We start from the raw sequence: 25,114 nt of genomic DNA on the forward strand, positions 1-25,114 counted from the left end.
CGGGCATGTCCGCACTTTCCGACCTCGCTTTCGACCCGTGGGACCCGGCGTTCGTCGCCGACCCGTACCCGGCCTACGCCGAGCTGCGTGCCCAGGGCCGCGTGCTCTACTACGAGCCCAGCGACCAGTGGCTGGTCCCGCACCACGCGGACGTCTCGGCGCTGCTGCGGGACCGCAGGCTGGGCCGGACCTACCTGCACCGGTTCACGCACGAGGAGTTCGGCCGTACGGCGCCCCCGCCGGAGCACGAGCCGTTCCACGTCCTCAACGACCACGGGATGCTCGACCTGGAGCCGCCGGACCACACCCGGATCCGGCGGCTGGTGTCGAAGGCGTTCACCCCGCGCACGGTGGAGCAGCTGAAGCCGTACGTGCACCGGCTGGCGAACGAGCTGGTCTCCGCCCTGGTGGAAGCGGGCGGCGGCGACCTGCTCACGGACGTCGCCGAACCGCTGCCGGTCGCCGTGATCGCCGAGATGCTGGGCATCCCCGAGGCGGACCGGGCCCCGCTGCGGCCCTGGTCGGCGGACATCTGCGGGATGTACGAGCTGAACCCGTCCGAGGAGACGGCGGCGAAGGCGGTGCGGGCGTCGGTTGAGTTCTCCGACTACCTGCGCGAGCTGATCGCCGAGCGCCGCAAGGAGCCGGGCGAGGACCTGATCTCGGGGCTGATCGCGGCGCACGACGAGGGCGACCGGCTGACGGAACAGGAGATGATCTCCACGGCCGTACTGCTCCTCAACGCCGGTCACGAGGCCACGGTGAACGCCACGGTCAACGGCTGGTGGGCGCTGTTCCGCAACCCCGGCCAGCTGGCGGCCCTGCGCGCGGACCACTCCCTGATCCCGTCCGCGATCGAGGAGCTGATGCGCTACGACACCCCGCTCCAGCTCTTCGAGCGCTGGGTCCTGGACGAGATCGAGATCGCCGGCACGACGATCCCCAGGGGCGCGGAGATCGCCATGCTCTTCGGCTCGGCCAACCACGACCCGGCGGTCTTCACCGACCCCGGGCGCCTGGACCTCACCCGCCGGGACAACCCCCACATCTCCTTCAGCGCGGGCATCCACTACTGCATCGGCGCCCCCCTGGCCCGTATCGAACTGGCGGCCTCCATGGGAGCCCTGCTGGAGCAGGCCCCCACGCTCGCCCTGGCGGCGGAGCCGCAACGGAAGCCGAACTTCGTGATGCGGGGGCTGGAGGGGTTGAGCGTGGTGATCGGCTGACGCCATATCCGTCGTGGTGCACCATGACGGACATGGCAGAGCGCACGACGCACGCGTCCCAGATGTCCGTGGAGGAGTTCGAGGGAATCGCCGAGTTCGCGGCCGGGGAAACCGACGACGCCGTCGGACTCGAGTTCATCAACGGGCGGATCGGGGCCAAGGGGGTACCTGACGGCGACCACAACACCATCGTGATGTGGCTGATGCGGCGCTGCATGCAGTCGCGGCCCGACCTGGACCTGTACCAGGGGCAAGGGCTGAGGGTGGAGAAGTGCCGTAAGGGGCGAGCGCGTCCGGACGGAGTGCTGGTGCCCGCCGCGCACTTCGCGGGGCAGGGTGAGTGGGCGCCGACCGAGGGAGTGCTCCTGGTCCTGGAGGTCACGTCGTACGACTCGGACACCGATCAGCGTGACCGCAAGGAGAAGCCCTTGGCCTACGGCGACGCGGGCATTCCGTTCTACCTGTTGATCGACCGCGACGATTCCTCCGTCACGCTCTACAGCGACCCCGCCCCGGGTGAGGGGTACCGCAGTGCCGACAAGAGGTCGTTCGGAGTCAAGCTCTCGCTGCCGGAGCCCCTCGGTATCGAGCTCGACACCGAGGAGCTCAAGCAGTACGCCGACTGAGCCGCACGCTCAGCCGCCGATGTCCCGCCTGCGCAGACCCGCCAGCCCCCCGGCCACCAGGAGCACGGCGAGCGTCAGCAGGACGCCGACCGGTCCCCACTCCATCCGCCCGCCCGGCAGCTTCGGCAGGTGCCCGAAGGGAGAGAGGTCCAGCACGATCTGCGGGACGTTCAGCGCGGGACCGATCCAGCCGATCAGCAGCACCATCCCGGCCACGCCCCACGCGGCCACGGCGCCCCGCGGCAGGACGCCGTGGAGCAGGACGGCGATGCCGCCGATCACCCACACCCCGGCCACCTGCACCAGGCACGCGCCGAGCACCGGCCCGACCTGCCTGCCGTGGCCGACCGCGATGCCCAGCCCGGCCAGGAGCATGATCAGGACCGAGCCGCCGAAGGCGATCAGCAGATGCCCGGCGGCCCAGCGCAGCCGGCCCACCGCGCCCGCCAGCACCGGCTCGGCGCGGTTCGAGCTCTCCTCGCCGCTCAGCCGCAGCACTGAGGAGACGACGTGGAGCGCGGCGACCAGGCCGAGCATCCCGACCATCGCGGCGAGGAAGGCATCCGTCAGGCCGGCCTGGCCGCCCATCCGCTGGAAGATCTCCCGGGCCTTGGCGTTGTCGCCGACCAGTTGGGCCGCGCCGTCCGCCATTCCGCCGTAGACGACCCCCGCGACGAAGAAGCCGATGCTCCAGCCGAGCACGCTGCCCCGCTGCAGCCGCCAGGCCAGCGCGCCCGCCGTCCCCAGGCGGCCCCGGGCGGGTCCCGGCCGGGTCGGCAGGAAGCTCATGCCGATGTCCCGGCGCCCGGCCAGCCCGTAGGCGACCGAGGCCTGGACGACCGCCGCGGCGGCGAACAGCAACAGCACCCACCAGCGTTCGGCGGCGAAGGCCCGCAGGTTCTCCAGCCAGCCCAGCGGGGACAGCCAGGTCAGCACGGACGAGCCTCCCCCAGCGCTGAACGCCTGGGCGGTGCCCCCATCCGCCCCCGAGTCGCCCGCCGCACGCAGGACGAAGGCCGCGCCCAGGACGGCGGAGGTCAGGCCGCGGGCCAGCCGGGCGCTCTGAGTGAGCTGGGCGACGATCGCCGCCATCGTGGCGAAGACCATGCCCACGCCCGCCACGCCGAGCCCGAAGGCGAGGGCCCCGGAAGCACCCTGCCCTGCCAGACCGGCCGTGATCAGCAGGGCCAGGGCCGCGTTGGCGACCGCCGCCGCCAGCAGCGCCGCCGTCAGCGGGGCCCGGCGGCCCACCATCCCGGACGACACCAGTTCCTGTCGTCCGCTCTCCTCCTCGTCCCGGGTGTGCCGTACGACGACGAGCAGGCTCATCACGGCGGCGAGCGCCCCCGCGTACACCCCGACCCGCCAGGCCGTCAGCGCGCCCAGCGAGTCGCCGAACACCGGGCCGACCATGGCGCGCAGGGAGGCGTTCGTCGCCATCTGGCGCATCAGGTCGGCGCGCTCGGCCGGGGTGGCGTACAGGCCCTTGATCGTGTTCGGCATGGACAGGACCATCAGCGCGTTCACCGCGACCCACACCGGGATCAACACGCGGTCGCGGCGCAGGGCGAAGCGCAGCAGGGTGCCGGTGCCGGCGAGACGGCGGGAGCGGCCGGCCCGCGCGGCAAGGACAGGCGAGGCCGCGGCGGTCATCGCGCCACCTCCACGGTCCTGTCGTCCGCCTCGCCCTGGTAGTGCCGCAGGAACAGCTCCTCCAGCGTCGGCGGGGTGGAGGTCAGCGACCGTACGCCCGTCTCGCTCAGCGAGCGCAGCACCTCGTTCAGCTTGTCGGTGTCCACCTGGAGGCGGACCCGCCGGCCCTGTACGTCGAGGTCGTGGACGCCGGGCAGATGGGCGAGCCCGTTGGGCGGCCCGGCGAGCTCGGCGGTGACACTCGTGCGCGTGAGGTGGCGCAGGTCGGCCAGCGAACCGCTCTCCACGGTGCGGCCCTTGCGGATGATGCTCACCCGGTCGCACAGCTCCTCGACCTCGCTGAGGATGTGGGAGGAGAGCAGGACGGTGCGGCCCCGGTCGCGCTCCTCCGCCACACAGCGCTGGAAGACCTCCTCCATCAGCGGGTCGAGCCCCGAGGTCGGCTCGTCCAGGATCAGCAGGTCGACGTCGGAGGCGAAGGCGGCGACCAGGGCGACCTTCTGCCGGTTGCCCTTGGAGTACGTCCGGCCCTTCTTCGTCGGGTCCAGCTCGAACCGTTCGACCAGCTCGTCCCGGCGCCGCCGGTCGAGTCCTCCGCGCAGCCTGCCGTACAGGTCGATGACCTCGCCTCCGGAGAGGTTGCGCCACAGGGTCACGTCCCCGGGGACGTAGGCGATCCGGCGGTGCGCCTCCACCGCGTCCGTCCAGGGGTCGCGGCCCAGCACCCGCGCGACGCCGGAGTCGGCGCGCAGCAGGCCGAGCAGGACCCGGATGGTGGTGGACTTGCCGGAGCCGTTGGGGCCGAGGAAGCCGTGGACCTCGCCGGTGGCGACGTCCAGGTCGAGGCCGTCCAGGGCGTGTGTCCGGCCGAAGGACTTGTGCAGCCCGGAGACCGTGATTGCCTGCGTCATGCTTCGCAACGTACGCTTCCTTCAGAAATTTGTGAAGTTAAGAAAGCGTATGAATCGCGGATAGGCTGGACGGCATGGCGGAGTCGAAGGCGGCGGTGGAGCGGGACCCGGAGGCGGTGTCGCGGTTCGTGGAACACTTCGCGGCGCAGCTCGTCGAGGCGGGCGTGCCGCGCATGCCGGCCCGGGTCTTCGCCGCGCTGCTCGCCTCCGACTCGGGCACCCTGACCTCCGCCGAGCTGGGCGAACAGCTGAGGATCAGCCCGGCGGCGGTCTCCGGCGCGGTGCGCTACCTGTCCCAGGTGCACCTGGTGTCGCGGGAGCGGGAACCCGGTTCGCGCCGGGAGCGCTACCGGGTGCACAGCAACCAGTGGTACGAGGCGCTCACCAGCCGTGAGGCGATCATCAAACGGTGGGAGGGTGCCCTGCGCGAAGGCGTCGCCGGCCTGGGCGCGGAGACTCCGGCGGGCCGCAGGCTGGCCGAGACCCTGGAGTTCTTCGAGTTCATCGAGCGGGACGTGGCGGGGATGATGGAGCGGTGGCGTCGGTATCGGGAGGAGAACCTGAGCGGATGATGTAGTCGGTCGGCTACGCTGAGTGGCGGGCTGGTTCGCTTCAGAGGGAGGGCGCATCATGACATTGATGACAGAGCGACTGATGATGAGCGACCCCGAGTCCGGAAGCTTCGAGGCGTTGCTGGACGCCCTCGAGGAGCTGGATGAGCTAGTTGCGCGCGTCGGCTTCAGGGCCGAGATCATCAGGGGGAGCGTCGTCTTGTCGCCGTGGCCGAAGGGGTACTACCACCGCGTGATGCGTGTGGTGTGCGAACAGCTGGCGCCGCATCTTCCCGAAGGACACGACATCGGCTACGGCCCGTTCCTGTATGTCTTCCCAGGGGACGAGTGCGCATACGGGCCGGACATTCATGCGGCGCATCACCGGGCCTTTGAAACGGAGAGCAACTACTTGGACGGCGAGGCCCTGTCCTTTGTCGCCGAGCTGACCTCTCCCTCCACGCGGAAGGACGACCTGACCGGCAAGGTCGAGGTCTACGCCAGGGCCGGTGTCCCCGTCTACCTGATCCTGGACATACAGAAGGAACAGGCCACCGTTTACGGGTCTCTGTCAGGGAACGAGTACCAGATCCGCATCAGCAAGCCGTTCGGCGAGAAACTTTCCATTCCGGGGCCGTTCGACTGCGCCCTCGACACGAGCGAGTTCCACCGGCCTGAGAAGAACGCTCAAGCCTGACTCATCCCGCCGCGCCCGCCGGCAACACAAGCCCCCAGGCCCCCTCCACGACCCGCCACGTCCGCGTCCGCACCGGCCCTGACACCACCGCGTCCGCCCGGTACCGGAAGTCCGCGCCCGAGACGGTCACCGTGCGCCCCTTCGCCAGCAGGGGCGACGCCTCCGCACCGGGCCCCGACAGCGGCCGCACCTCCACCGCCGCCATCCCGGAATCCCCCGGCGTGACCGCCACCGCCTCCACCGGCTGGTCCAGGTCCACGACCGTCACCCCGTCGACCTCCACGCGCAGCCGGGAGGCACCCGGCCCGGCCACCGCCGTCGCCCTCGGCGGGCGGGTCACCAGCGTCCGTACGAGGGACTGGCAGGTCCGCAACCACGGGTGCCCGGCCCCTGCCGACACGGCCGTGGCCCCCACCGGAGCGTCCCGCAGGGAGACCGGCGGAATCCGCAGAGCCCCCAGCACCACCCCGTCGCTGTCGTCGACGAGCAGATCCAGCCGCCGCTCGACGCCGTCCAGCACCGCCCTTGCCGCCGCCACCGCCCCCGTCGGCACGCCCAGCGAACGGGCCAGGGACATGACACCCCCGACCGGCACGATCGACAGTACGCATTCGGCCAGCTCCCGCTGCCGGTGCAGCACGGACACCGCCCGCAGCAGCGCCCGGTCGTCGCCGATCACCACCGGCCGCCGCGAGCCGCGCCGCGCCAGCGCGCGGGCGAACTCCTCCGGCCCGTCCGGCAGGCACACCTTGGTGGCGGCACCCCCGCTGAGCACGTCCTTCGCGATCCGTACGGATTCCCCGTCCGTCCGCCGGGCGACCGGGTCGATGACCACCAGCAGCTGATCGGACGTGGGATGAGTCGCCACCTCGGTCCTGCCTCGCTTCCTCGGGTAGCATCTTTGTGCAAGAGCCCCTTTGCGCTATTGCGCCGGGGGCTTCGTCTATTCCGGGGCATCCGGTCCGACGGGTTGTGCGGCCGACCACGGTCGCGGGGATACGCGGCTGTGAGCCCGCGTACGCCCCTGACCTTGGACATGCCCCGCCCGGAAGGGGTGTACGCGCGTGCCCGCACTTGTGCTGCTCGGTGCTCAGTGGGGTGACGAGGGCAAGGGAAAGGCCACCGACCTGCTCGGTGGCTCGGTGGACTATGTGGTGCGTTACCAGGGTGGCAACAACGCCGGCCACACCGTCGTCGTCGGTGACCAGAAGTATGCACTGCACCTCCTCCCTTCCGGAATCCTGTCGCCCGGTTGTACGCCGGTCATCGGCAACGGCGTCGTCGTCGACCCGTCGGTCCTGCTCTCCGAGCTGAGCGGTCTGAACGAGCGCGGAGTCGACACCTCCAAGCTGCTGATCAGCGGCAACGCCCACATCATCACGCCGTACAACGTCACTGTCGACAAGGTGACGGAACGCTTCCTCGGCAAGCGCAAGATCGGCACCACGGGCCGGGGCATCGGCCCGACCTACGCGGACAAGATCAACCGCGTCGGCATCCGGGTGCAGGACCTGTACGACGAGTCGATCCTCACCCAGAAGGTGGAGGCGGCCCTCGACGTCAAGAACCAGATCCTCACCAAGCTGTACAACCGGCGCGCGATCACCGCCACCCAGGTGGTCGAGGAGCTGCTGGGCTACGCCGAGCAGATCAGGCCGTACGTCGCCGACACGGTGCTGATCCTCAACCAGGCGCTGGACGACGGCAAGGTGGTCCTCTTCGAGGGCGGCCAGGGCACGCTGCTGGACATCGACCACGGCACGTACCCGTTCGTCACCTCCTCCAACCCGACCGCGGGCGGCGCCTGCACGGGTGCCGGCGTGGGCCCGACGAAGATCAGCCGCGTCATCGGCATCCTGAAGGCCTACACCACCCGCGTCGGCGCCGGCCCCTTCCCGACCGAGCTGTTCGACGAGGACGGCGAGGCGCTGCGCCGCATCGGCGGCGAGCGGGGCGTGACGACCGGCCGCGACCGCCGCTGCGGCTGGTTCGACGCGGTGATCGCCCGCTACGCGACCCGGGTGAACGGCCTGACGGACTTCTTCCTCACCAAGCTCGACGTCCTGACCGGCTGGGAGCAGATCCCGGTCTGCGTCGCCTACGAGATCGACGGCGAGCGCGTCGAGGAACTCCCGTACTCCCAGACCGACTTCCACCACGCGAAGCCGGTCTACGAGTACCTCCCCGGCTGGCAGGAGGACATCTCCAAGGCCAAGACCTTCGCCGACCTCCCGAAGAACGCCCAGGCCTACGTCAAGGCCCTGGAGGACATGTCCGGCGCCCCGATCTCCGCGATCGGCGTGGGTCCGGGCCGCGACGAGACGATCGAGATCAACTCGTTCCTCTGACGAGTCGCCCTTCCGGGAGATTTGACAGGACGGCCGGTGCGGTGAACCGTACCGGCCGTCCCACATCGTCGAAAGCGGTGACAGGGGGAGCCGTCCGATGCCCGTACGAAAGCCGTCCACTGAACGGCAGCGTCGTCTGGGTGCCGAGTTGCGCAGAATGCGTGAGCACATCGGCATGTCGATCAACGAGGCCGCCGCCCTGCACCGTACGGACCGGACGACGGTCAGCAACACGGAGTCGGCCCGTTCGGGCGTGAGCAGCGATCGAGTGCGGGTATGGGCCGCCAACTACCGCTGTCCCGACGCCGAGTACATCGACGCGCTGGCCGAGATGGCCCGGGAACGCGGGCCGTACTGGTGGGACGAGTACCGGGACACGCTGTCCGCCGGCCTGCTGGACATCGCGGAGATGGAACACCACGCGGTGGCTTTGCGCTCCGCACAGATCATGCACATGCCCGGCCTGCTTCAGCTCCCCGACTACATGCGCGGCATCTTCGCGGAAGCGGTTCCGGCCATGTCACCCACCGACCTGGACCGGCACGTGGCTTTTCGATCGAGGCGGGCAGAGCTGCTCGACCGCTCGAACCCGCCACTGTGCGAGTTCCTGATCCATGAGTCCGCGCTGCGGATGCGGTTCGGGGACCGCCACGTCCTGCTGCGGCAGATCGAGCACTTGCTGAAGCAGGCCGAGCGGCCCAACGTCACGCTCCGGGTGGTGCCGTTCAGTGTGGGGGGCTTCGCGAACGCGGGCAGCTCGACGCTGTACGCCTGCGGCCCCGTACCGCAGTTGGACACGGTGCAGATCGACGTACCCACGGGCGTGAGCTTCCTGCACGCCGAGACCTATCTGGCGAACTACCGCGCCGTTCTGGACCGGATGCGTGAACGTGCCCTGGAGCCCAGCGAGTCCATCAACTTCATCCGGCGGGTAGCGGAAGAGATCTGAGGCAGGAGCAGGTGGAACTTCACTGGCGGAAGTCGTCCTTCTCGGCGGACACCGGGAGCTGCGTAGAGATCGCGGAACAGGGCGATCGGATCTTCCTGCGGGAAGGTGACGACCCGGACGTGGTCGTGCAGACCACTCGCCGCAAGTTGCGGGCCTTCCTGGAGGGGGCGAAGGCCGGCGAGTTCGACCGCTTCGCGACGTAGTGCCCGATCACTTGATAGGACTTCGCACAACATGTTGTCTGGCGCATCACGCTGCGCGTACGCTGTGTAGTGCCTGTCGAGCAATCGGTAACAATCTGGCGGGCAGTGCACAGAAAACGCCCCGGAGGTGAGCCACCACCCCGGGGCGGAGCCAACGCTGCGAAGGAGCGTCAGCATGACCAAGCCTATTCGGCTTGCCCTGGAACGAACACTTGCCCTGCTCTTCTCCCTCCTTCTTCCGGCCACCGGCCGGCGCCGCAGGATGGGGCGGCCGGGACACGCACCCACATCCCCACACACCCTGCCCGGGCTGCGCCTGCTGATCCACCGCACCGCTGTGCCCGGACTGTGCGCCGCCCTTCCGGCGAAGCCCCGCGCCCGGACCGGGACCGGAACCCCCACCCTGCTCCATGACACCGGCCCCCTCGTACGCCCCTACCTGCTCGCCCACGAACGGTGGCAACGGCAGACGGAGCGCCGCGCGGCTCTCGTACTCGCGCTGGAGGGAATCGACGTCGGACCGTGGGTGATCCACGGCCACCGCGTCGGCACTCCCACGGGGGTGGCGGCCTGATGAGTACGGCACCGAACGCGCGGGTCCAGGTGAGCCGCGTCCCCAGCAAGCCGGTCCGCCGGCAGGACGACGGAACCATCGCCATCGACCTGTGGCTGCGCCGCGACGGGGTCTTCGACGCGGACGCGGCACTGCGCCTCACGTCCGCCGAGGCCGAACTGCTCCACGCCCAACTGTGCTACGCGCTCGCCGACGAGCCCGTGACCACGCCGGCGAACCGCACCCCGGACTGCCGCAAGCCTTCGGCCGGCAGCCCGGGGGCCCACTGGCCATAGGCGCCGGGCACACGCACCCCTGAATCCGTCGATCTTGTCGTGGCCTGCCTCAGACTCGCGATGCGAGCGCGGGGCAGGCCCGCACTCGATACCGTCGACCCTGGAACCGACTCCCGATCGCATCGGAAACCCATTTGCCGTATGCCGTCGCCAGCGGGGCGGCCAGCAGCATGGTCAGGCTCTGGCTGACACGGTGCAACGGCGTTCGCCCCCTCGGCTTCGACAGCGAGATCCGCAAACGCCGTAATGAAGCCGAGCGCGTGGTCAACCGGCTCGAGAACTCCCGAGCCGTCGCGACCCGCCACGACAAGAGGGCCTACGTCTTCCACGGCACCATCACCACCGCCGCGATCCGGTAATGGCTCCGCCCATAGCCCGTCATGCAAGATCGAGGCTAGTTCCCGGCTGGTTGGGTGACGACGATTCGCCAGATCACCGAATTGGCCGCTGAGAACTTCCACGCCAGTTCGTGCATATTGGCGTGCGGTATCTCGGCGGTGAACACGCCGCTCCCGTCACCGCACTGAGAACCGGCGAGGGGCTCTCCGGCGGCGATGATGTTGAACTTGGAGGGGCCGGCGCACGTCCACATCACCATGATGGATGAGGCTTTCCCCGCTGACGCGGGAAGCGTGACACCGCCCGCACCGTGACCCGACCCCGTGTACAGCGTCTTCGACCCGACAGAGATCGGAGACTGGACCGGATCGGGAAGGCGGTCCGGGCTCGTCGGGGTCTGGACCGGAGAGGGAGCCGCGCCGGTCCCCGTCGTCGCTTTCGCCGGAGGCGGTGTCGCCCCGTGGGTGGCGGTCGCCCGGGGGTGAGCGCCGCCGGAACAGGCCGACACAAGCACCAGGGCCGACAGGCCGACGGCCGGCAGGGAAAGCTTCATCAGATCGTCCTCGACTCAGGAGTGGGCGATGTAGGGCGAGAGCGCCGGGAGCTTGGCGGTCCCGTGGTTGGAGACGATCCACTTGCAGCCACCGTTCGTGGAACCCCGTTCCCAGTTGAAGGAATATCCCTTCGAGCCGAGGGCAAGCCATCCGTCCTTCTGGCTCGCCGGAACTTTCCACGTTCCGCTCAGGGTGACGGTGGTGGTCTTGGCGTAGGAGATCGAGCCGCTGATGGTCTCCTCGGCGGAAGCGACGAGGATTGACTCGCTCAGCTTGACCGAATACGTCACGGTGCCGGTCCAGGTGTGGCCCTTGGCCACCGAGACCGAGAGCGTGACGCCGGACTGCCCGTAGACGGTCTTGCTCTTGTCACCGACGAACGTGCTCTTGACGTTGTAGAAGCGGAAGCCCGGGTCGGGCGGGCAGCCGTCCGTGTGCACCGGAACGTCGGCGTCGGCGTCCGCCGGCGCCTGAGGGATTGGGTTCCCATCCTGGTCGGCATTGACCGACGTCGGGGCGTCTTCCGCAAAAGCAGTGCCCCCTCCCCCCGCCCCTACAGCGAGAAAAGCGGTCAGCGCAGCGGCTGTGCATGCGCGAGTTAGTGCGGCATTCATGGTTTCCTCCCTTCACCCCCCTTCGGGAGTGGCATGGACAGAACAATCATGGAATGCCTGGGTGATCGTCAAGAAAAATCGAACAATTTGAGCGAGGTTTGAGCTCGACAATCGACTATGAGCCACTGCTTACGTCATGGTCCCTGTCAGGCGAATGCGTGCTCGGGTCTTGGGCCAGGGCGATTGCAAAGTCGGATGATCTTGGATCGGTGCTGATCAGCCGAGGCCGAGGAGGGCCAGTGGCCGCTCGAAGGGGCGGAGGGACATCTCCCGGAGCCCGGCGGCGATGTTGGTGCGGCCGGCGGCACGGAGCTGGTTGATCGCGAAGCTGCGGAGGGTCGCCGTTCGCCGAGTCGCTGGCGCGCAGCGGCAGGAACGCCATGTTCGTCTCAGTGCCCTGCTCGAATTGCGCCAACGCAGCGGCCACCAGGCCGGCCCCGCCACCCGTGCCCTCCGTACCGAAGGACCATGTGCCCGCCGACTGCATCGCGCCGTCCACGCTCTTCCCGTACAAGGTGATCCCGGCGTTCATGCCCTCAGCGGCATTCCTCACCTTGGAGATCACCGACTGCACCCCTGCGGGCGCGATGTCCCAACCCGTCACACCAACCCCGTGCCTCTTCCGGCAGACACGTTCCCTCAGGACACCCGGCGCCGCAGGCACCACTGAGAACAGAGCTTCCATCTCCAGCAGGCCGCTTGTTGCAGCAGCAACGCACTCAAGCCAAAGAGCCGGAGAGCAAGGTCACTTCTGCGGGCGGTCTTCGGCACTCACCCAGCGGTCCGGTCAGCTGAAGACGATCATCGAGCCCTGGGCCAGGCTTCGTGTAGCCGCCCCGTGGAGGCCCAGCCAGACGTGGCGTTCGCGGGCGAAGGGGCTGGGGTCGTAGGGGGCGGGGGCGGCCGGTTGTTCCAACTCCGTGGGAGCCGTGGGAGGCTCCGGCGGAGCCGGGGGGTTGGCCGGGTCGATGCCCAGGGACGGGGCGACGTACTCCAGCTCGCGCAGGAGGGTCTGGGAGGAGCCGAGGGGGCCGCCGCCGGCGAGGAGTTCGTCGTTGGACAGGGGATGCGGGAAGTCCATGGGGACGTAGGCGCCGGCGTGGTCGTAGTGCCAGACCAGGTGGGACTGCTGGGCCGTCGTCTCGAACATCTCCAGCAACTGCTCGTAGTCGCCGCCCAGCTCGTCGACCGGGGTCAGCGGCAGGCCGCAGACCTGCAGGAGGTAGGCGCGGCGCAGGAAGTGCAGCGCGTCGTAGTCGAAGCCGGCCACCGGCGCCACCTCCCCGGACAGGCCGGGCATGTACTGGTACACCGGCACCGGCGGGAGCCCGTTCTCGGCGAGCACCTTGTTGTACTGCGCGAGTTCCTCGGCGAACGGGTTGTCGGGGGTGTGGCACAACACGTCGACGAGCGGTACCAGCCACAGGTCACAGGCCAAAGAGGGCTCCTCGGGGAGGACAGGGCGTCAAGTGTGTTCGGTGCTCAGGAGAGTCTAGAAGCGTAGTCGGTACGGCACCGCTCAGTTCCCCTCGTGCAGGTCCCATACCCACACTCCGCCCGTCCACGTGCCCGGACGGCCGACCAGCTCGGTCACCACTCTCCGCAGGGGGCCGCCGGTGCCGTGGGCGGAGTCGTCGAGGGCGGGGCCGGGCCGCCGGCCCTCGTTGCGGACGGGGACGGTGACGGACTGGTCGACGGCCCGGGTGACGGCCTCGCTCACGCGTCGGCCGCCAGCCGCTCGACGAGAGCGAGGGAGTCCGCGTTGTACGCGGCGATGATCGCGCGGGCGGCCGCGGTGTCGCCCGCCGCCAGGGCGTCGACGAGTGCGGTGTGCCCGGACCACAGCTCGCCGCGCAGATCGGTGCGGCGGCGCAGGTGCTGCACCGCGCACGCCCAGGACTGCACGCGCAGCCGGTGCAGGAAGTCGGAGAGGTAGGGGTTGCCGAACAGGGCGGCGAGTTCCCGCCAGAAGCGCAGGTCGTAACCGATCAGGACGGTCAGGTCGCCCGCGGCGGCCGCGCGCTGCGCCTCCTCGCCGCGCCGGCGCACCCCGGCGATTACGGCCTTGAGGCGCGGATCGTCGGGACGGCCGAAGCCCCTGGGGCCCTCGGTCACGATCCGGAACATGCCGTCGGTGACCAGGCCGCGGGCCTCGATCATCGCGCGGAGATCGTCCAGGGAGTACTCGCGCACCCGGAAGCCGCGGTGCTGGTCGGCCTCCAGCAGGCCCTGCGCGGACAGGTCGACGAGCGCCTCGCGCACGGGCGTCGCCGACACCCCGTACTGCCCGGCGATCTCCTTGACCGTGCACTCCTGCCCCGGCTGCAGCCGCCCGGCCAGCACCTCGTCCCGGAGCGCGTCCGCGATCTGCTGCCGCAGGGTGCTGCGCGTCACGGGGCCGGTGCCGCTGATGCCGGGCATGGTCGGGGCGTCTCCTTGCGCGTGCGGGTGACGTACTCGTACGTCCATGTGTCCATGTCTACGAGCACGCCACCTTACGCGTTCGGTTTCCCCCGAACCCGGCACGCCGGGACCGCGCGGCCGCTTCGGCGTCCTGTGCGGCTACTCGGTGTGCTCGTCGGCCACCGACAGGGCCGCGTCCAGCGCCGCCAGGCCCTCCTTCAGCTCGGCCGCGGTCGCGTTGCACGGCGGGACGACGTGCGTGCGGTTCATGTTGATGAAGGGCCACAGGCCGTTCGCCTTCGCGGCGGCGCCGAAGGCCGCCATCGGGGCATTCGCCTCCCCGGCCGCGTTGTACGGCACCAGCGGCTCGCGGGTCTCGCGGTTCTTCACCAGCTCGACGGCCCAGAACATGCCGACGCCGCGCACGTCTCCGACGCTCGGGTGCCGCTCGGCCAGCTCGCGCAGCGCCGGCTCCACGACCTCGGCGCCGAGCCGCTGGGCGTTCTCGACGACGCCCTCCTCGGCCATCACGTTGATCGTCGCGACGGCCGCCGCGCAGGCCAGGGGGTGCCCGGAGTAGGTGAGACCGCCGGGGTAGGCGCGCTTGCCGAACGTCTCCGCGATCCTCCCGGAGATCGCGACGCCGCCGAGCGGGACGTACCCGGAGTTCACGCCCTTGGCGAAGGTCATCAGGTCCGGTACGACGTCGAAGAGGTCCGCCGCGAACCACTCACCGGTCCGACCGAACCCGGCCATGACCTCGTCCAGGACGAAGACGATCCCGTACTTGTCGCACAGCTCGCGCACCCCGGCGAGATAGCCGGGCGGCGGCACCATGATCCCGGCCGTGCCGGGGATGGTCTCCAGGATGATCGCGGCGATGGTCGCCGGCCCCTCGAAGGCGATCGTCGCCTCCAGGTGCTCGAGCGCCCGCGCGCACTCCTGCTCCTCGGTCTCGGCGTAGAAGCGGGAGCGGTAGAGGAAGGGCGCCCAGAAGCGCACGACGCCGGCCGAACCGTTGTCCGACGGCCAGCGCCGCGGGTCGCCGGTGATGTTGACGGCCTGCTGCGTACCTCCGTGGTACGAGCGGTACGCCGAGAGAACCTTGGGCCGCCCGGTGTGCAGCCGCGCCATGCGCACCGCGTGCTCGACGGCGTCGGCGCCGCCGTTGGTGAAGAAGATCTTGTCCAGGTCGCCCGGGGTCCGCTCGGCGATCAACCGCGCCGCCTCGGACCGCGCCTCGACGGCGAACGCCGGCGCGAACGTGGCCAGGTTCGCGGCCTGCTCCTGTATCGCGGCGACGACCTTGGGGTGCTGGTAGCCGATGTTGGTGTAGACGAGCCCGCTGGCGAAGTCCAGGTAGCGCCTGCCGTCGTAGTCCCAGAAGTACGACCCTTCGGCACCGGCCACGGCCGGCGGGTCGATGAGGTCCTGCGCGGACCAGGAGTGGAACACGTGCGCACGATCGGCGGCCTTGACGGCTGCGCCGGCTTCGGGATTCGGCTGAGGGGTCATGCGGGCGAGCGTAAACGGACGCGACGGGGGCGCGACATCGGCGCCCTGTCTGCGGTCGCGGGGTTTTAACGACAGGTTGTCGCTGTTACGGAACCGTAGACACCGGGTCGCCCGCCCGCGCAGGCCGCCGCACTATCCTCGGTCTGTCGCACAGGGGCGTATCGGGGGATATCGGGGGAGGCGGTTCGGCCATGGAGAAGCTGGGGCCCGACGATCCGCAGGGGATCGGTGCTTACCGGCTGCTGGCGCGGCTCGGGGCCGGGGGCATGGGGCGGGTGTATCTGGCCCGGTCGGACCGGGGGCGGACCGTCGCCGTGAAACTGGTGCGGCAGGAGCTGGCGCAACAGGAGGAGTTCCGGGCGCGGTTCCGGCAGGAGGTGCAGGCCGCGCGGCGGGTCGGCGGCTACTGGACGGCGCCCGTGCTGGACGCGGACACCGAGGCCGCCGTGCCGTGGGTGGCCACCGGGTACGTCGCCGGGCCCAGCCTGCAGCAGGTCGTCGGGCACGACCACGGCCCGCTGCCCGAGCGGTCGGTACGGATCCTCGCGGCCGGACTGGCCGGTGCGCTCAAGGACATCCACGCCGCCGGTCTCATCCACCGCGACCTCAAGCCGTCCAACGTGCTCGTCACGATCGACGGCCCGCGCGTCATCGACTTCGGCATCGCGCGGGCGCTGGAGACGGTCACGGACGGCGGGCTCACACGGACCGGCGCGCTGGTCGGCTCGCCCGGGTTCATGGCGCCGGAGCAGGTGCGCGGCGACCGGATCACTCCGGCGTGCGACGTCTTCTGCCTCGGCTCGGTGCTCGCGTACGCCGCGACCGGCGCGCTGCCCTTCGGCGGTACCGACAGCGGGGTGCACGCGCTGATGTTCCGCATCGCCGAGGAGGAACCCGACCTTCAGGCGCTGCCCGAGGGCATCGCCGATCTCGTCCACGCCTGCCTGCAGAAGGACCCGGCGGCGCGACCGGCGCTGGAACAGATCCTGGAACGCACCGGCGCCGAGGACACGGTGGCCGACGGCCGCTTCCGCGACCCGTGGCTGCCGAGCGCCCTGGTCGCCCAACTCGGGCGCCACGCCGTCCAGTTGCTGGACGCGGAGAACCCGGAGGATCCGCAGGCGCAGGGGGAGCCCGGCCCGGACGAGGCGGCCGGTGCCGGCGCGGTGGAGCTGACCAAGGGGGAGAGGAGGGCGGTGTCCGGGCCCGCCGGGGAGGCGCCCACCGTCGTCCAGCCCGCCGCCGCTCCCCAGCCCTCGCCCCAGCCCTCGCCCGAGCACTCGGCGACCGCCGACGCCTCCGATGCCGGCGCCGCCGGTGCGTCGTCCACCCCACCGCCCCCCGGACAGCCCGGCGGAGGCGCGAACACCCCGGTCAACCACCTCCCCACGATGGTCGCGGGCCAGGCACCTCCACCGGGACCGGCGCCCGTCCACCCGGCGTACGGTTTCCCCCAGCAGCACCCACAGCACGCCGCCTACGGCTACCCGCAGCAGCCCGCAGTTCCGGGGCACCACCCCTACGGCGGCCTGGGCGCGACCCCACCGTACGGTCCGCCGCCGTACGGCCCGGGCCCCCTGCCGCCGCAGGAGCCGCGCCGGAGCGGTCGCTCCACGGCGGCGCTGGTCGCGGTGGCGCTGGTGGTGGCGCTCGGCGCGGGCGGCTCCGTGTACGCCCTGATGCGGGGCGGCGGCAGCGACGACAAGGGCGGCGGCCCCGGCCCCTCGCCGGCCGTCGGCACGCCCGTCGCACCGACCACGCCCGAATCGAACGGCTCCGATCCCGGCCAGGCGCCCTCGCAGCCGGACTCCCCGTCCCCGGCCGGCGGAGTGATCCCGACCGCCTACCTCGGCAACTGGACGGCGACGATCGACAACGCCTACGGCGCCAACACCCGCCAACTCACCGTCAGCCAGGGGAACACGGGCGACACGGTGCTCACGGTCGTGGCCGACGGACCCACCGACGGCGGCGGCACCTACCACTGTGTGTTCGCGGCCCGGCTCGCCCAGCAGCCGAGCGGAAACGGCCCGTTGGAGATCGGCCCCTCCACCGTCACGGCCGGCGACCGGGGTTCGGGGTGCAACCCGGGCGCGGCTTCGGAGATCACCCTGCTGCCGGACGGCAGCCTCCAGCGCGTGATGACCGGCGGTGGCGGCAAGGACGCGAAGCTGACGTTCACCCGGCAGTGACCGGCGTCACCGCGGCTCCGGCGGCCGCTGCCGGGGCATGTTCGGCCGTGCCGCGCCCGGCGGCAGCGCGGGGCGCCCCTGCCCGCCGCCCACCTCGGACCGCCCGCCGCCCGGCACTGCGGACTGCAGGCCCATCGGCGCCGCCCCGATCCGGAACTCCACCATCCAGTCGGCCGTCTCGGTGCGCACCAGCTCGGTCACGTCCTCCGAGAACCGCCGCAGCACCGTGAGGCACCGCTCGGCGGCCTCGCCGGCCGTTCCCTCGGCGGGGCCCAGGATCTCCCGCACGTTCTCCGACGCCCAGTCGAACTGCAGTGCCTGCAGCCGCCGCTGCACGGCCTGCGCGGTCGCCACGTCCCGCATCCACCCGGACGTCACCCCGAAGTACCGGTCGATCCCGACGCACGAGGCGGACAGCAGCAGCGCCATGTACCCCCACGGCGCCACCCCGTCCACCGCCCCGGTCAGATCCAGCAGCGGCAGCACCGCCCCGGCCACCGCCCCCGCCGCGGTCCCGCACCGCAGCGCCCGCGCTCCGCGCCGCTTCCACACCCGCTCCGCCAGATACCGGGCCACGGTCTGCAGCGCCCCCCGCTCCACCCAGCGGTACAGCTCGTCCAGCCGCTGCGCCGGCTCGGCCCAGTCGCCCAGCGGAAAGGGCCGCCCGGTCAGGTCGCCCGGCCGCAGCCCGGCCACCCCGTCGTCCCGCCCGTCCTGAGGCGGACGCTCGGGCTGCATCTCCGGCTGACCCACCCGGCACTCCCTACTGATCACGGTCCGTGACGCTGGCTGACACGCCGGACCCTTCCTACCCCCCAATGGGTGGCGAAGAGGCGGGAAGCGCGGCTTTTCCGCTCGGAAGGGGGCGTTGATCAGGTATAGGGCTCATCCGAGAGTCACCCGAAAGAGTGGCGGAGCGCTGGCTGCCCGGACCACGTAGGCTCGTGCCAGCGGGAAACCGGAGACGGTCCCCGCCCGGACAGCCGTACGAAAGCAGGAGCTGATCGTGATTCCCGGTGGTGGCCAGCCCAACATGCAGCAGCTGCTCCAGCAGGCCCAGAAGATGCAGCAGGACCTGCAGCGGGCGCAGGAGGAACTGGCGCGGACCGAAGTCGACGGGCAGGCGGGCGGCGGCCTGGTCAGGGCCACCGTCACCGGTGCCGGCGAGCTGCGCGCGCTGAGGATCGACCCGAAGGCGGTCGACCCCGAGGACACCGAGACCCTGGCCGACCTGGTCGTCGCGGCCGTCCAGGCGGCCAACGAGAACGCCCAGACGCTCCAGCAGCAGAAGCTGGGCCCGCTCGCCCAGGGCCTGGGCGGCGGCAGCGGCATCCCGGGACTGCCCTTCTAAGAAGGGCGCCGGACAACTACCGTACGTACCGAAGCGAGTCAGAAAGGGCGGCAGTCCGTTGTACGAAGGCGTGGTCCAGGACCTCATCGACGAGCTCGGGCGGCTGCCCGGCGTCGGTCCCAAGAGCGCGCAGCGGATCGCCTTCCACATCCTGCAGGCCGAACCGACGGACGTACGGCGCCTCGCCCAGGCCCTGCTCGAGGTGAAGGCGAAGGTCCGCTTCTGCGCGACCTGCGGCAATGTCGCGCAGGAGGAGCTGTGCGGGATCTGCCGCGACAGCCGCCGCGACGTCTCGGTCATCTGCGTGGTGGAGGAGCCGAAGGACGTCGTCGCCATCGAGCGCACGCGTGAGTTCCGCGGCCGCTACCACGTGCTCGGCGGGGCGATCAGCCCGATCGAGGGCGTGGGCCCGGACGATCTGCGCATACGAGAACTGCTGGCCCGCCTCGCGGACGGCACGGTCACGGAACTGATCCTGGCCACGGACCCGAATCTCGAAGGCGAGGCGACGGCGACGTACCTCGCCCGCATGATCAAGCCCATGGGCCTGAAGGTCACCCGCCTGGCCAGCGGCCTTCCGGTGGGTGGCGATCTGGAATACGCGGACGAGGTCACCCTCGGCCGTGCCTTCGAGGGGAGACGACTCCTAGATGTCTGACGCCACGCTGCACGCCGTCGGTCGGAATCCGGACGACTTCGCGGTCCAGATCGCCGATCAGATCGAGAGTTTCCTGGTCGCGGTCACCGAGGTCGCCAAGGGCGACGAGCCGGACTCGGCGGTGCCTTTCCTCCTGCTGGAGGTCTCCCAGCTGATGCTGGCCGGCGGCCGCCTCGGCGCGCACGAGGACATCGTGCCCGAAGAGCGGTACGAGCCCGACTCCGGCCCTGAGCAGGACGTGGACGCCCTGCGCGAGAACCTGGCCCGCCTGCTGGAGCCGATCGACGTCTACTCCGAGGTCTTCGACCCCTACGAGCCGCGCCGGGCCCCCGTCCCCGCCCGTATCTCCGACGACCTCGCGGACGTCGTGGCCGACCTGCGCCACGGCATGGCCCACTACCGCGCCGGGCGCATCGTCGAGGCCCTGTGGTGGTGGCAGTTCTCCTACTTCTCCAACTGGGGCTCCACGGCCTCCGCCACCCTGCGCGCCCTGCAGTCCCTGGTCGCCCACGTCCGTCTCGACCAGCCCCTGGAGGAGCTGGACGGCCTGGACATCGACCAGGGCATGGGCGACGACACCCTGGAATTCGAGGCCGGCAAGGTCATGGCGGAGGAAATCGCGGAACCACTGGGCCTGCGTCGGGTGACGTGACCCGTCGCAGGCCTTCCTTGTGACCCCGCCCACTTTTCGCGTGGCGTTCCGCGTGGTGGGCATGAGCCGTCCTGGAAAGCGGGCGACGGGTATCTCACGATGTGGTATCGCGGAGGGGAAATTCGGACGCTCGATAAACTGAGTCGACCGCACCGCATCTGCGTATGTGCGGGAGACACGGACTGAGCGAGGAGCGCACGTGGGCCTTGTCGTGCAGAAGTACGGAGGCTCCTCCGTAGCCGATGCCGAGGGCATCAAGCGCGTCGCCAAGCGAATCGTGGAAGCGAAGAAGAACGGCAACGACGTTGTCGTGGTCGTTTCCGCGATGGGCGACACGACGGACGAGCTGATCGATCTCGCCGAGCAGGTTTCCCCGATGCCTGCCGGGCGCGAGCTCGACATGCTGCTGACCGCCGGAGAGCGGATCTCCATGGCCCTGCTGGCCATGGCGATCAAAAACCTGGGTCACAAGGCCCAGTCGTTCACCGGCAGCCAGGCAGGTGTCATCACCGACTCGGTCCACAACAAAGCCCGGATCATCGATGTCACCCCGGGCCGCATCCGGACCGCGCTGGACGAGGGCAACATCGCCATCGTCGCCGGTTTCCAGGGTGTCAGCCAGGAGGGCAAGGACATCACCACGCTGGGGCGCGGCGGCTCCGACACCACCGCCGTGGCGCTCGCGGCCGCCCTCGACGCCGAGGTGTGCGAGATCTACACCGACGTCGACGGCGTGTTCACCGCCGACCCGCGTGTGGTGACGAAGGCCCGGAAGATCGACTGGATCTCGTTCGAGGACATGCTCGAACTGGCCGCGTCCGGGTCCAAGGTGCTGCTCCACCGCTGCGTGGAGTACGCCCGCCGGTACAACATCCCGATCCACGTCCGCTCCTCCTTCAGCGGGCTGCGCGGCACGTGGGTCAGCAGCGAGCCGATCGAGCAAGGGGACAAGAAGGTGGAGCAGGCCATCATCTCCGGTGTCGCACACGACACCTCCGAGGCCAAGATCACGGTCGTCGGCGTGCCCGACAAGCCCGGCGAGGCCGCGTCCATCTTCCGTACGATCGCCGATGCCGAGATCAACATCGACATGGTCGTGCAGAACGTGTCCGCCGCCTCCACCGGCCTGACGGACATCTCCTTCACGCTGCCCAAGGCGGAGGGCCGCAAGGCCATCGAGGCGCTGAAGAAGAACCGGTCCGGCATCGGCTTCGAGTCCCTGCGCTACGACGACCAGATCGGCAAGATCTCCCTGATCGGCGCGGGCATGAAGACCAACCCGGGCGTCACGGCGGACTTCTTCACCGCGCTGTCCGACGCGGGCGTGAACATCGAGCTGATCTCGACCTCCGAGATCCGTATCTCGGTCGTCACCCGCAAGGACGACGTGCCGGAGGCCGTGCGCGCCGTGCACACCGCCTTCGGGCTGGACTCCGACAGCGACGAGGCCGTCATCTACGGAGGCACCGGGCGATGACCGGCCGACCGACGCTCGCGGTCGTGGGAGCGACCGGAGCGGTCGGCACGGTCCTGCTCAAGATCCTGTCCCAGCGCGCGGACATCTGGGGCGAGATCCGTCTGATCGCCTCCCCGCGCTCGGCCGGCCGCAAGCTGGCCGTGCGCGGCGAGGAGGTCGAGGTGCTCGCGCTCACCGGAGACGTCTTCGACGGGGTGGACATCGCGCTGTTCGACGTCCCCGAGGAGGTCGCCGCCGAGTGGGCGCCGGTGGCGGCGGCCAGGGGCGCGGTCGTCGTGGACAACTCCGCGGCCTTCCGTACGGACCCGGACGTACCGCTCGTCGTGCCCGAGGTCAATCCGCACGCGGTGCGACGGCGCCCGCGCGGGATCGTCTCCAGCCCCCACTGCACCACCCTGTCCATGATCGTGGCGCTGGGCGCACTGCACGCCGAGTTCGGCCTGCGCGAGCTCGTCGTCTCCTCGTACCAGGCGGTCAGCGGGGCCGGGCGCGCGGGCGTGGAGACGCTGCGCCGGCAGCTGTCCCTGGTGGCGGGTACGGAGCTGGGGGCCGGCCCCGGCGACGTACGGCGGGCGGTCGGGGACGACACCGGGCCGTTCCCGGAGCCGGTGGCGCTGAACGTGGTGCCGTGGGCCGGGTCGCTGTGCGACGACGGCTGGTCGTCGGAGGAGGTGGCGCTGCGGGACGAGTCCCGCAAGGTCCTCGGCCTGCCGCGGCTGCCGGTCGCCGCGACCTGCGTACGCGTACCCGTGATCACCACGCACTCCCTGACGGTGCACGCCCGCTTCGAGGACGAGGTCACCGTCGACCGGGCGCGGGAGATCCTCGCCACGGCACCCGGGGTGGTGCTGTACGACGACCCGGCCGCGGGCGAGTTCCCCACGCCCGCCGACGTGGTGGGCACCGATCCGACGTGGGTCGGGCGGGTGCGCCGGGCGCTGGACGACCCCACCGCGCTGGAGCTCTTCGTGTGCGGCGACAATCTGCGCAAGGGCGCCGCACTCAACATGGCGCAGATCGCGGAGCTGGTGGCCGGCGATCCTCGGTGACGTGCCGTGACTCCTGTCGCAGAGCCGGGTCACCGGCGGAAATCTCGTGGCCACCCCCTGCTTTGTTTGTAGGATCCATGTGAAAATCATGGTTCGGCTAGTGGTCCGGACCAGTTGATCCGTGCCGTCTCGGCGGCGGAAGATTTCCCTCCCCGTCCTGCGCAACCGCGCCAAGGGCGGGGAGCGTCTTTGCCGTCGCCCTTCGGGGGCGTGGGGACACTGCGGGACGTGGGGACGTCCCGGTGATTCAGGCATAGGGGATGAGCGGGACGCATGAGGGCATATGAGGCGCGGTCTGTCGTGTCGCCTGCCGCGAGATCGATGCAGGACGCGTCACACGGCGCAAAAGTGATGCCCGGCGCGTACAACCCCGGCGGGGGCAGACGTGTCCAACTGGCGTGGCAGAGGTTCTCGACTTCTCCCCCAAGCTCTTCGAGCAGGGGGTACCCCCAGCGGCGACCCGCGGCACGGCCCTGCGGCCGGCTCGCGCGGCGCTCCGTCCCCGCATGCCAGGCATGCCCGGCGGCATTCCGGTGATCGCGCCCGTGCCCGCCGCGCGGCCCGCCCGCATACCCAGTCAGCGTGACGGTGCCGAGGAGACCGTGGCGGCCGGCACCACCGTCGACCACCTCACCGAGACCTACCGCGCGCACTACCGCTCACTGCTGGGCCTTGCGGCCCTGCTCCTCGACGACACCGCCTCCTGCGAGGACGTCGTCCAGGAGGCGTTCATCCGCGTCCACTCCGCCCGCAAGCGCGTCCGCGACCCGGAGAAGACCCTCGCCTATCTGCGGCAGACGGTCGTCAACCTCTCCCGTTCGGCCCTGCGCCGCCGCATCCTCGGCCTGAAGCTGCTGTCCAAGCCGATGCCGGACATGGCGAGCGCGGAGGAGGGCGCCTACGACCAGCTGGAGCGCGACTCCCTGATCAAGGCGATGAAGGGCCTGCAGCGCCGCCAGCGCGAGGTCCTGGTGCTGCGCTACTTCGCGGACATGACCGAGGCACAGGTCGCCGAGACCCTGGGGATCTCGCTCGGGTCGGTCAAGGCGTACGGCTCACGGGGCATCGCGGCGTTGCGGGTCGCGATGGGGGCGCGGGCATGAGGGAGAAGGACGAGGGGCGCGACGAGCATGAGCCCCACGCCCGGCAGGAGCCGACGCGGCCACATGAGCACGAGCACACGCAATCGCACGCTGGGAATGGAACCGTGAACGACAGCCCCGACGAACTGGGCCCCGACGGGCTCGACTCGGACGAGCTGGAACTGCGCAGGATGCTGCATCAGGCGGTCCAGGACGTCGAGCCACGCGGCGGCGCACTGGAGCACTTGCGGCGCGCGGTCCCGGCTCGACGCGCCCGCAAGCGCCAGGCCGCCGTCGGCATGGCGGCCGCAGCCCTGTTCGTGGGCACCGCCGTCCCCGCCCTCGTGCACGTCTCCCACTCCACCGGCTCCGAGGCCAACCCGGCCATCGCCGGCCAGGCCTCCGAGGCACACGGCGGCACGGGCCAGGGCAAGGACCCGGACGGCGGCGAGAGCGGCATCAGCGGCTCCGCGGACAAGGCCACCGGCAAGGGCGGGAACGGCGGCAAGGACGGCCGGAAGGACGGCACGGGCACCGGTACCGGCCCCGTCGGCGGCCCGGACAACCCCTCGGCCGACCCCGGCAGCGGCACGCCCGCGTGCACGGCCTCCCAACTCGACTCCGCCACCGCCACCGTCGAAGCCCCGGACTCGGCCGGTGTCGTCCACGGCACCTTCCACATCGTGAACGTCTCGTCCAAGGGCTGTTCGGTCGGCGGCCCGGGCAAGGTGGTCCCGCTCGCGCAGGGCGCGGCCGACGACACCAGGATCAGCGTGGTCGACCACGTCTCGGGCGACGCGGCGGCCGGGCTGCCCGACCCCTCCACGGAGACCCCAGGACTGCTTCTGCTGCCCGGTGCGGCGTACGAGGTGAAGTTCGCCTGGGTGCCCTCCCAGACCTGTCCCACCACCGGCGGCGGCAGCCCCGGCGACAGCGAGACCGGCGGGCCCTCATCCGATCCGACCCCGTCCCATGGCACGAGCACCACGGGCGCGGCGACCACCGGCAGCGACTCCGGCCTCACGCCCCAGACGCTCAGGACGGACGGCCCGGCCGACGGCAGCGTGGTGGTCTCCTACACGGCGGAGGCGGGCTCACCCACGGTGTCGACGACGGTCTCGGACGCGTGCGCGGGGACGGTCTATCGCACGGGAGTGCTGACGGCGTCGTAGCAGGTCGGTCGGCCTGCGGGCGGTCGTGCCGCCGGGGTGGGGG

The 25,114-nt window shown here is 70.7% G+C and carries 28 protein-coding genes and 1 pseudogene; 18 read left to right on the top strand and 11 right to left on the bottom strand.

Annotated features, from left to right (window positions below; genetic code table 11):
- Positions 1 to 5 precede the first annotated feature (5 nt).
- Positions 6 to 1,226 (top strand): cytochrome P450, encoded by a 1,221-nt coding sequence (locus ACX25U_RS19000; RefSeq protein WP_454393647.1) that lies wholly within the window; start codon positions 6 to 8, stop codon positions 1,224 to 1,226.
- 23 nt (positions 1,227 to 1,249) lie between these two features.
- Positions 1,250 to 1,852, top strand: a complete 603-nt coding sequence (locus ACX25U_RS19005) for a Uma2 family endonuclease (RefSeq protein WP_454393649.1) — start codon at positions 1,250 to 1,252, stop codon at positions 1,850 to 1,852.
- A gap of 9 nt (positions 1,853 to 1,861) precedes the next feature.
- Here ACX25U_RS19005 and ACX25U_RS19010 read toward each other — a convergent pair whose 3' ends face one another.
- Together ACX25U_RS19010 and ACX25U_RS19015 are read right to left on the bottom strand one after the other, a co-directional pair.
- On the bottom strand, positions 1,862 to 3,505 hold the full coding sequence (locus ACX25U_RS19010) for an ABC transporter permease (RefSeq protein ID WP_454393651.1): 1,644 nt from the start codon (positions 3,503 to 3,505) through the stop codon (positions 1,862 to 1,864).
- On the bottom strand, positions 3,502 to 4,416 hold the full coding sequence (locus ACX25U_RS19015; protein ID WP_454393653.1) for an ABC transporter ATP-binding protein: 915 nt from the start codon (positions 4,414 to 4,416) through the stop codon (positions 3,502 to 3,504). Before ACX25U_RS19015 ends, ACX25U_RS19010 begins: the two co-directional genes overlap by 4 nt.
- A 74-nt stretch (positions 4,417 to 4,490) precedes the next feature.
- Between ACX25U_RS19015 and ACX25U_RS19020 the strand changes: the two genes are divergently transcribed.
- Together ACX25U_RS19020 and ACX25U_RS19025 are read left to right on the top strand one after the other, a co-directional pair.
- A complete protein-coding gene (locus ACX25U_RS19020) occupies positions 4,491 to 4,988 on the top strand; it encodes a GbsR/MarR family transcriptional regulator (RefSeq protein ID WP_454393655.1) in 498 nt (165 codons plus the stop codon).
- A 67-nt stretch (positions 4,989 to 5,055) separates the two neighbouring features.
- Entirely contained in the window at positions 5,056 to 5,664 is a 609-nt protein-coding gene (locus tag ACX25U_RS19025) for a Uma2 family endonuclease (RefSeq protein WP_454393657.1), read from the top strand.
- Position 5,665: 1 nt separating this feature from the next.
- Here ACX25U_RS19025 and ACX25U_RS19030 read toward each other — a convergent pair whose 3' ends face one another.
- On the bottom strand, positions 5,666 to 6,532 hold the full coding sequence (locus tag ACX25U_RS19030) for a diacylglycerol kinase (protein WP_454393659.1): 867 nt from the start codon (positions 6,530 to 6,532) through the stop codon (positions 5,666 to 5,668).
- 196 nt (positions 6,533 to 6,728) lie between these two features.
- On the opposite strand from ACX25U_RS19030, the gene ACX25U_RS19035 reads away from it, so the two are divergent.
- The 6 genes and pseudogenes from ACX25U_RS19035 to ACX25U_RS19060 form a co-directional block, all read left to right on the top strand.
- Complete coding sequence (locus tag ACX25U_RS19035) at positions 6,729 to 8,012, top strand: adenylosuccinate synthase (protein ID WP_454393661.1); 1,284 nt, start codon at positions 6,729 to 6,731, stop codon at positions 8,010 to 8,012.
- A gap of 97 nt (positions 8,013 to 8,109) precedes the next feature.
- On the top strand, positions 8,110 to 8,961 hold the full coding sequence (locus tag ACX25U_RS19040; protein WP_454393663.1) for a helix-turn-helix domain-containing protein: 852 nt from the start codon (positions 8,110 to 8,112) through the stop codon (positions 8,959 to 8,961).
- 11 nt (positions 8,962 to 8,972) lie between these two features.
- A complete protein-coding gene (locus ACX25U_RS19045; protein ID WP_454393665.1) occupies positions 8,973 to 9,164 on the top strand; it encodes a DUF397 domain-containing protein in 192 nt (63 codons plus the stop codon).
- Between the two features lie 175 nt (positions 9,165 to 9,339).
- Complete coding sequence (locus ACX25U_RS19050) at positions 9,340 to 9,738, top strand: hypothetical protein (protein WP_454393666.1); 399 nt, start codon at positions 9,340 to 9,342, stop codon at positions 9,736 to 9,738.
- The gene (locus tag ACX25U_RS19055) at positions 9,738 to 10,013 is read left to right on the top strand and encodes a hypothetical protein (protein WP_454393668.1); all 276 of its coding nucleotides are present in this window, start codon (positions 9,738 to 9,740) and stop codon (positions 10,011 to 10,013) included. Before ACX25U_RS19050 ends, ACX25U_RS19055 begins: the two co-directional genes overlap by 1 nt.
- Before the next feature lie 200 nt (positions 10,014 to 10,213).
- Positions 10,214 to 10,372: pseudogene (locus ACX25U_RS19060) on the top strand (IS5/IS1182 family transposase); the annotation flags it as partial.
- A gap of 35 nt (positions 10,373 to 10,407) precedes the next feature.
- Here ACX25U_RS19060 and ACX25U_RS19065 read toward each other — a convergent pair.
- The 7 genes from ACX25U_RS19065 to ACX25U_RS19095 form a co-directional block, all read right to left on the bottom strand.
- On the bottom strand, positions 10,408 to 10,905 hold the full coding sequence (locus ACX25U_RS19065) for a hypothetical protein (RefSeq protein ID WP_458633813.1): 498 nt from the start codon (positions 10,903 to 10,905) through the stop codon (positions 10,408 to 10,410).
- Between the two features lie 15 nt (positions 10,906 to 10,920).
- Entirely contained in the window at positions 10,921 to 11,346 is a 426-nt protein-coding gene (locus ACX25U_RS19070; RefSeq protein ID WP_454393672.1) for a hypothetical protein, read from the bottom strand.
- Between the two features lie 289 nt (positions 11,347 to 11,635).
- On the bottom strand, positions 11,636 to 12,205 hold the full coding sequence (locus ACX25U_RS19075) for a DUF6507 family protein (protein ID WP_454393674.1): 570 nt from the start codon (positions 12,203 to 12,205) through the stop codon (positions 11,636 to 11,638).
- Positions 12,206 to 12,307: 102 nt separating this feature from the next.
- Positions 12,308 to 12,958 carry a hypothetical protein gene (locus ACX25U_RS19080; RefSeq protein ID WP_454393676.1) on the bottom strand — a complete coding sequence of 217 codons (651 nt, stop codon included), beginning with the start codon at positions 12,956 to 12,958 and terminating at the stop codon, positions 12,308 to 12,310.
- Positions 12,959 to 13,039: 81 nt separating this feature from the next.
- The gene (locus ACX25U_RS19085) at positions 13,040 to 13,240 is read right to left on the bottom strand and encodes a hypothetical protein (protein WP_454393678.1); all 201 of its coding nucleotides are present in this window, start codon (positions 13,238 to 13,240) and stop codon (positions 13,040 to 13,042) included.
- Positions 13,237 to 13,941, bottom strand: a complete 705-nt coding sequence (locus tag ACX25U_RS19090; RefSeq protein ID WP_454393680.1) for a GntR family transcriptional regulator — start codon at positions 13,939 to 13,941, stop codon at positions 13,237 to 13,239. The genes ACX25U_RS19085 and ACX25U_RS19090 overlap by 4 nt, the downstream gene beginning before the upstream one ends.
- A gap of 141 nt (positions 13,942 to 14,082) precedes the next feature.
- Positions 14,083 to 15,438: an aminotransferase class III-fold pyridoxal phosphate-dependent enzyme gene (locus tag ACX25U_RS19095; protein WP_454393681.1), complete on the bottom strand. Its 1,356-nt coding sequence runs from the start codon at positions 15,436 to 15,438 to the stop codon at positions 14,083 to 14,085.
- 191 nt (positions 15,439 to 15,629) lie between these two features.
- Between ACX25U_RS19095 and ACX25U_RS19100 the strand changes: the two genes are divergently transcribed.
- The gene (locus ACX25U_RS19100; protein ID WP_454393683.1) at positions 15,630 to 17,630 is read left to right on the top strand and encodes a serine/threonine-protein kinase; all 2,001 of its coding nucleotides are present in this window, start codon (positions 15,630 to 15,632) and stop codon (positions 17,628 to 17,630) included.
- 6 nt (positions 17,631 to 17,636) lie between these two features.
- Here ACX25U_RS19100 and ACX25U_RS19105 read toward each other — a convergent pair whose 3' ends face one another.
- Entirely contained in the window at positions 17,637 to 18,383 is a 747-nt protein-coding gene (locus tag ACX25U_RS19105) for an SLATT domain-containing protein (protein ID WP_454393685.1), read from the bottom strand.
- Between the two features lie 253 nt (positions 18,384 to 18,636).
- On the opposite strand from ACX25U_RS19105, the gene ACX25U_RS19110 reads away from it, so the two are divergent.
- The 7 genes from ACX25U_RS19110 to ACX25U_RS19140 all read left to right on the top strand — a co-directional run bounded on the left by ACX25U_RS19110 (position 18,637) and on the right by ACX25U_RS19140 (position 25,071).
- Entirely contained in the window at positions 18,637 to 18,981 is a 345-nt protein-coding gene (locus tag ACX25U_RS19110; RefSeq protein ID WP_454393687.1) for a YbaB/EbfC family nucleoid-associated protein, read from the top strand.
- A 58-nt stretch (positions 18,982 to 19,039) separates the two neighbouring features.
- Complete coding sequence (recR, locus tag ACX25U_RS19115) at positions 19,040 to 19,639, top strand: recombination mediator RecR (RefSeq protein ID WP_454393689.1); 600 nt, start codon at positions 19,040 to 19,042, stop codon at positions 19,637 to 19,639.
- Positions 19,632 to 20,291: a DUF5063 domain-containing protein gene (locus ACX25U_RS19120; RefSeq protein WP_454393691.1), complete on the top strand. Its 660-nt coding sequence runs from the start codon at positions 19,632 to 19,634 to the stop codon at positions 20,289 to 20,291. The genes recR and ACX25U_RS19120 overlap by 8 nt, the downstream gene beginning before the upstream one ends.
- 199 nt (positions 20,292 to 20,490) lie before the next feature.
- Positions 20,491 to 21,768, top strand: a complete 1,278-nt coding sequence (locus ACX25U_RS19125) for an aspartate kinase (protein WP_454393693.1) — start codon at positions 20,491 to 20,493, stop codon at positions 21,766 to 21,768.
- Positions 21,765 to 22,817, top strand: coding sequence for an aspartate-semialdehyde dehydrogenase (locus ACX25U_RS19130; RefSeq protein ID WP_454393695.1), 1,053 nt, complete (start codon positions 21,765 to 21,767; stop codon positions 22,815 to 22,817). The genes ACX25U_RS19125 and ACX25U_RS19130 overlap by 4 nt, the downstream gene beginning before the upstream one ends.
- 398 nt (positions 22,818 to 23,215) lie before the next feature.
- Positions 23,216 to 23,920: a SigE family RNA polymerase sigma factor gene (locus tag ACX25U_RS19135; RefSeq protein WP_454393697.1), complete on the top strand. Its 705-nt coding sequence runs from the start codon at positions 23,216 to 23,218 to the stop codon at positions 23,918 to 23,920.
- 104 nt (positions 23,921 to 24,024) lie between these two features.
- The gene (locus ACX25U_RS19140) at positions 24,025 to 25,071 is read left to right on the top strand and encodes a hypothetical protein (RefSeq protein ID WP_454393699.1); all 1,047 of its coding nucleotides are present in this window, start codon (positions 24,025 to 24,027) and stop codon (positions 25,069 to 25,071) included.
- Positions 25,072 to 25,114 lie beyond the last annotated feature (43 nt).

It is taken from the genome of Streptomyces sp. JNUCC 63 (assembly GCF_054366325.1).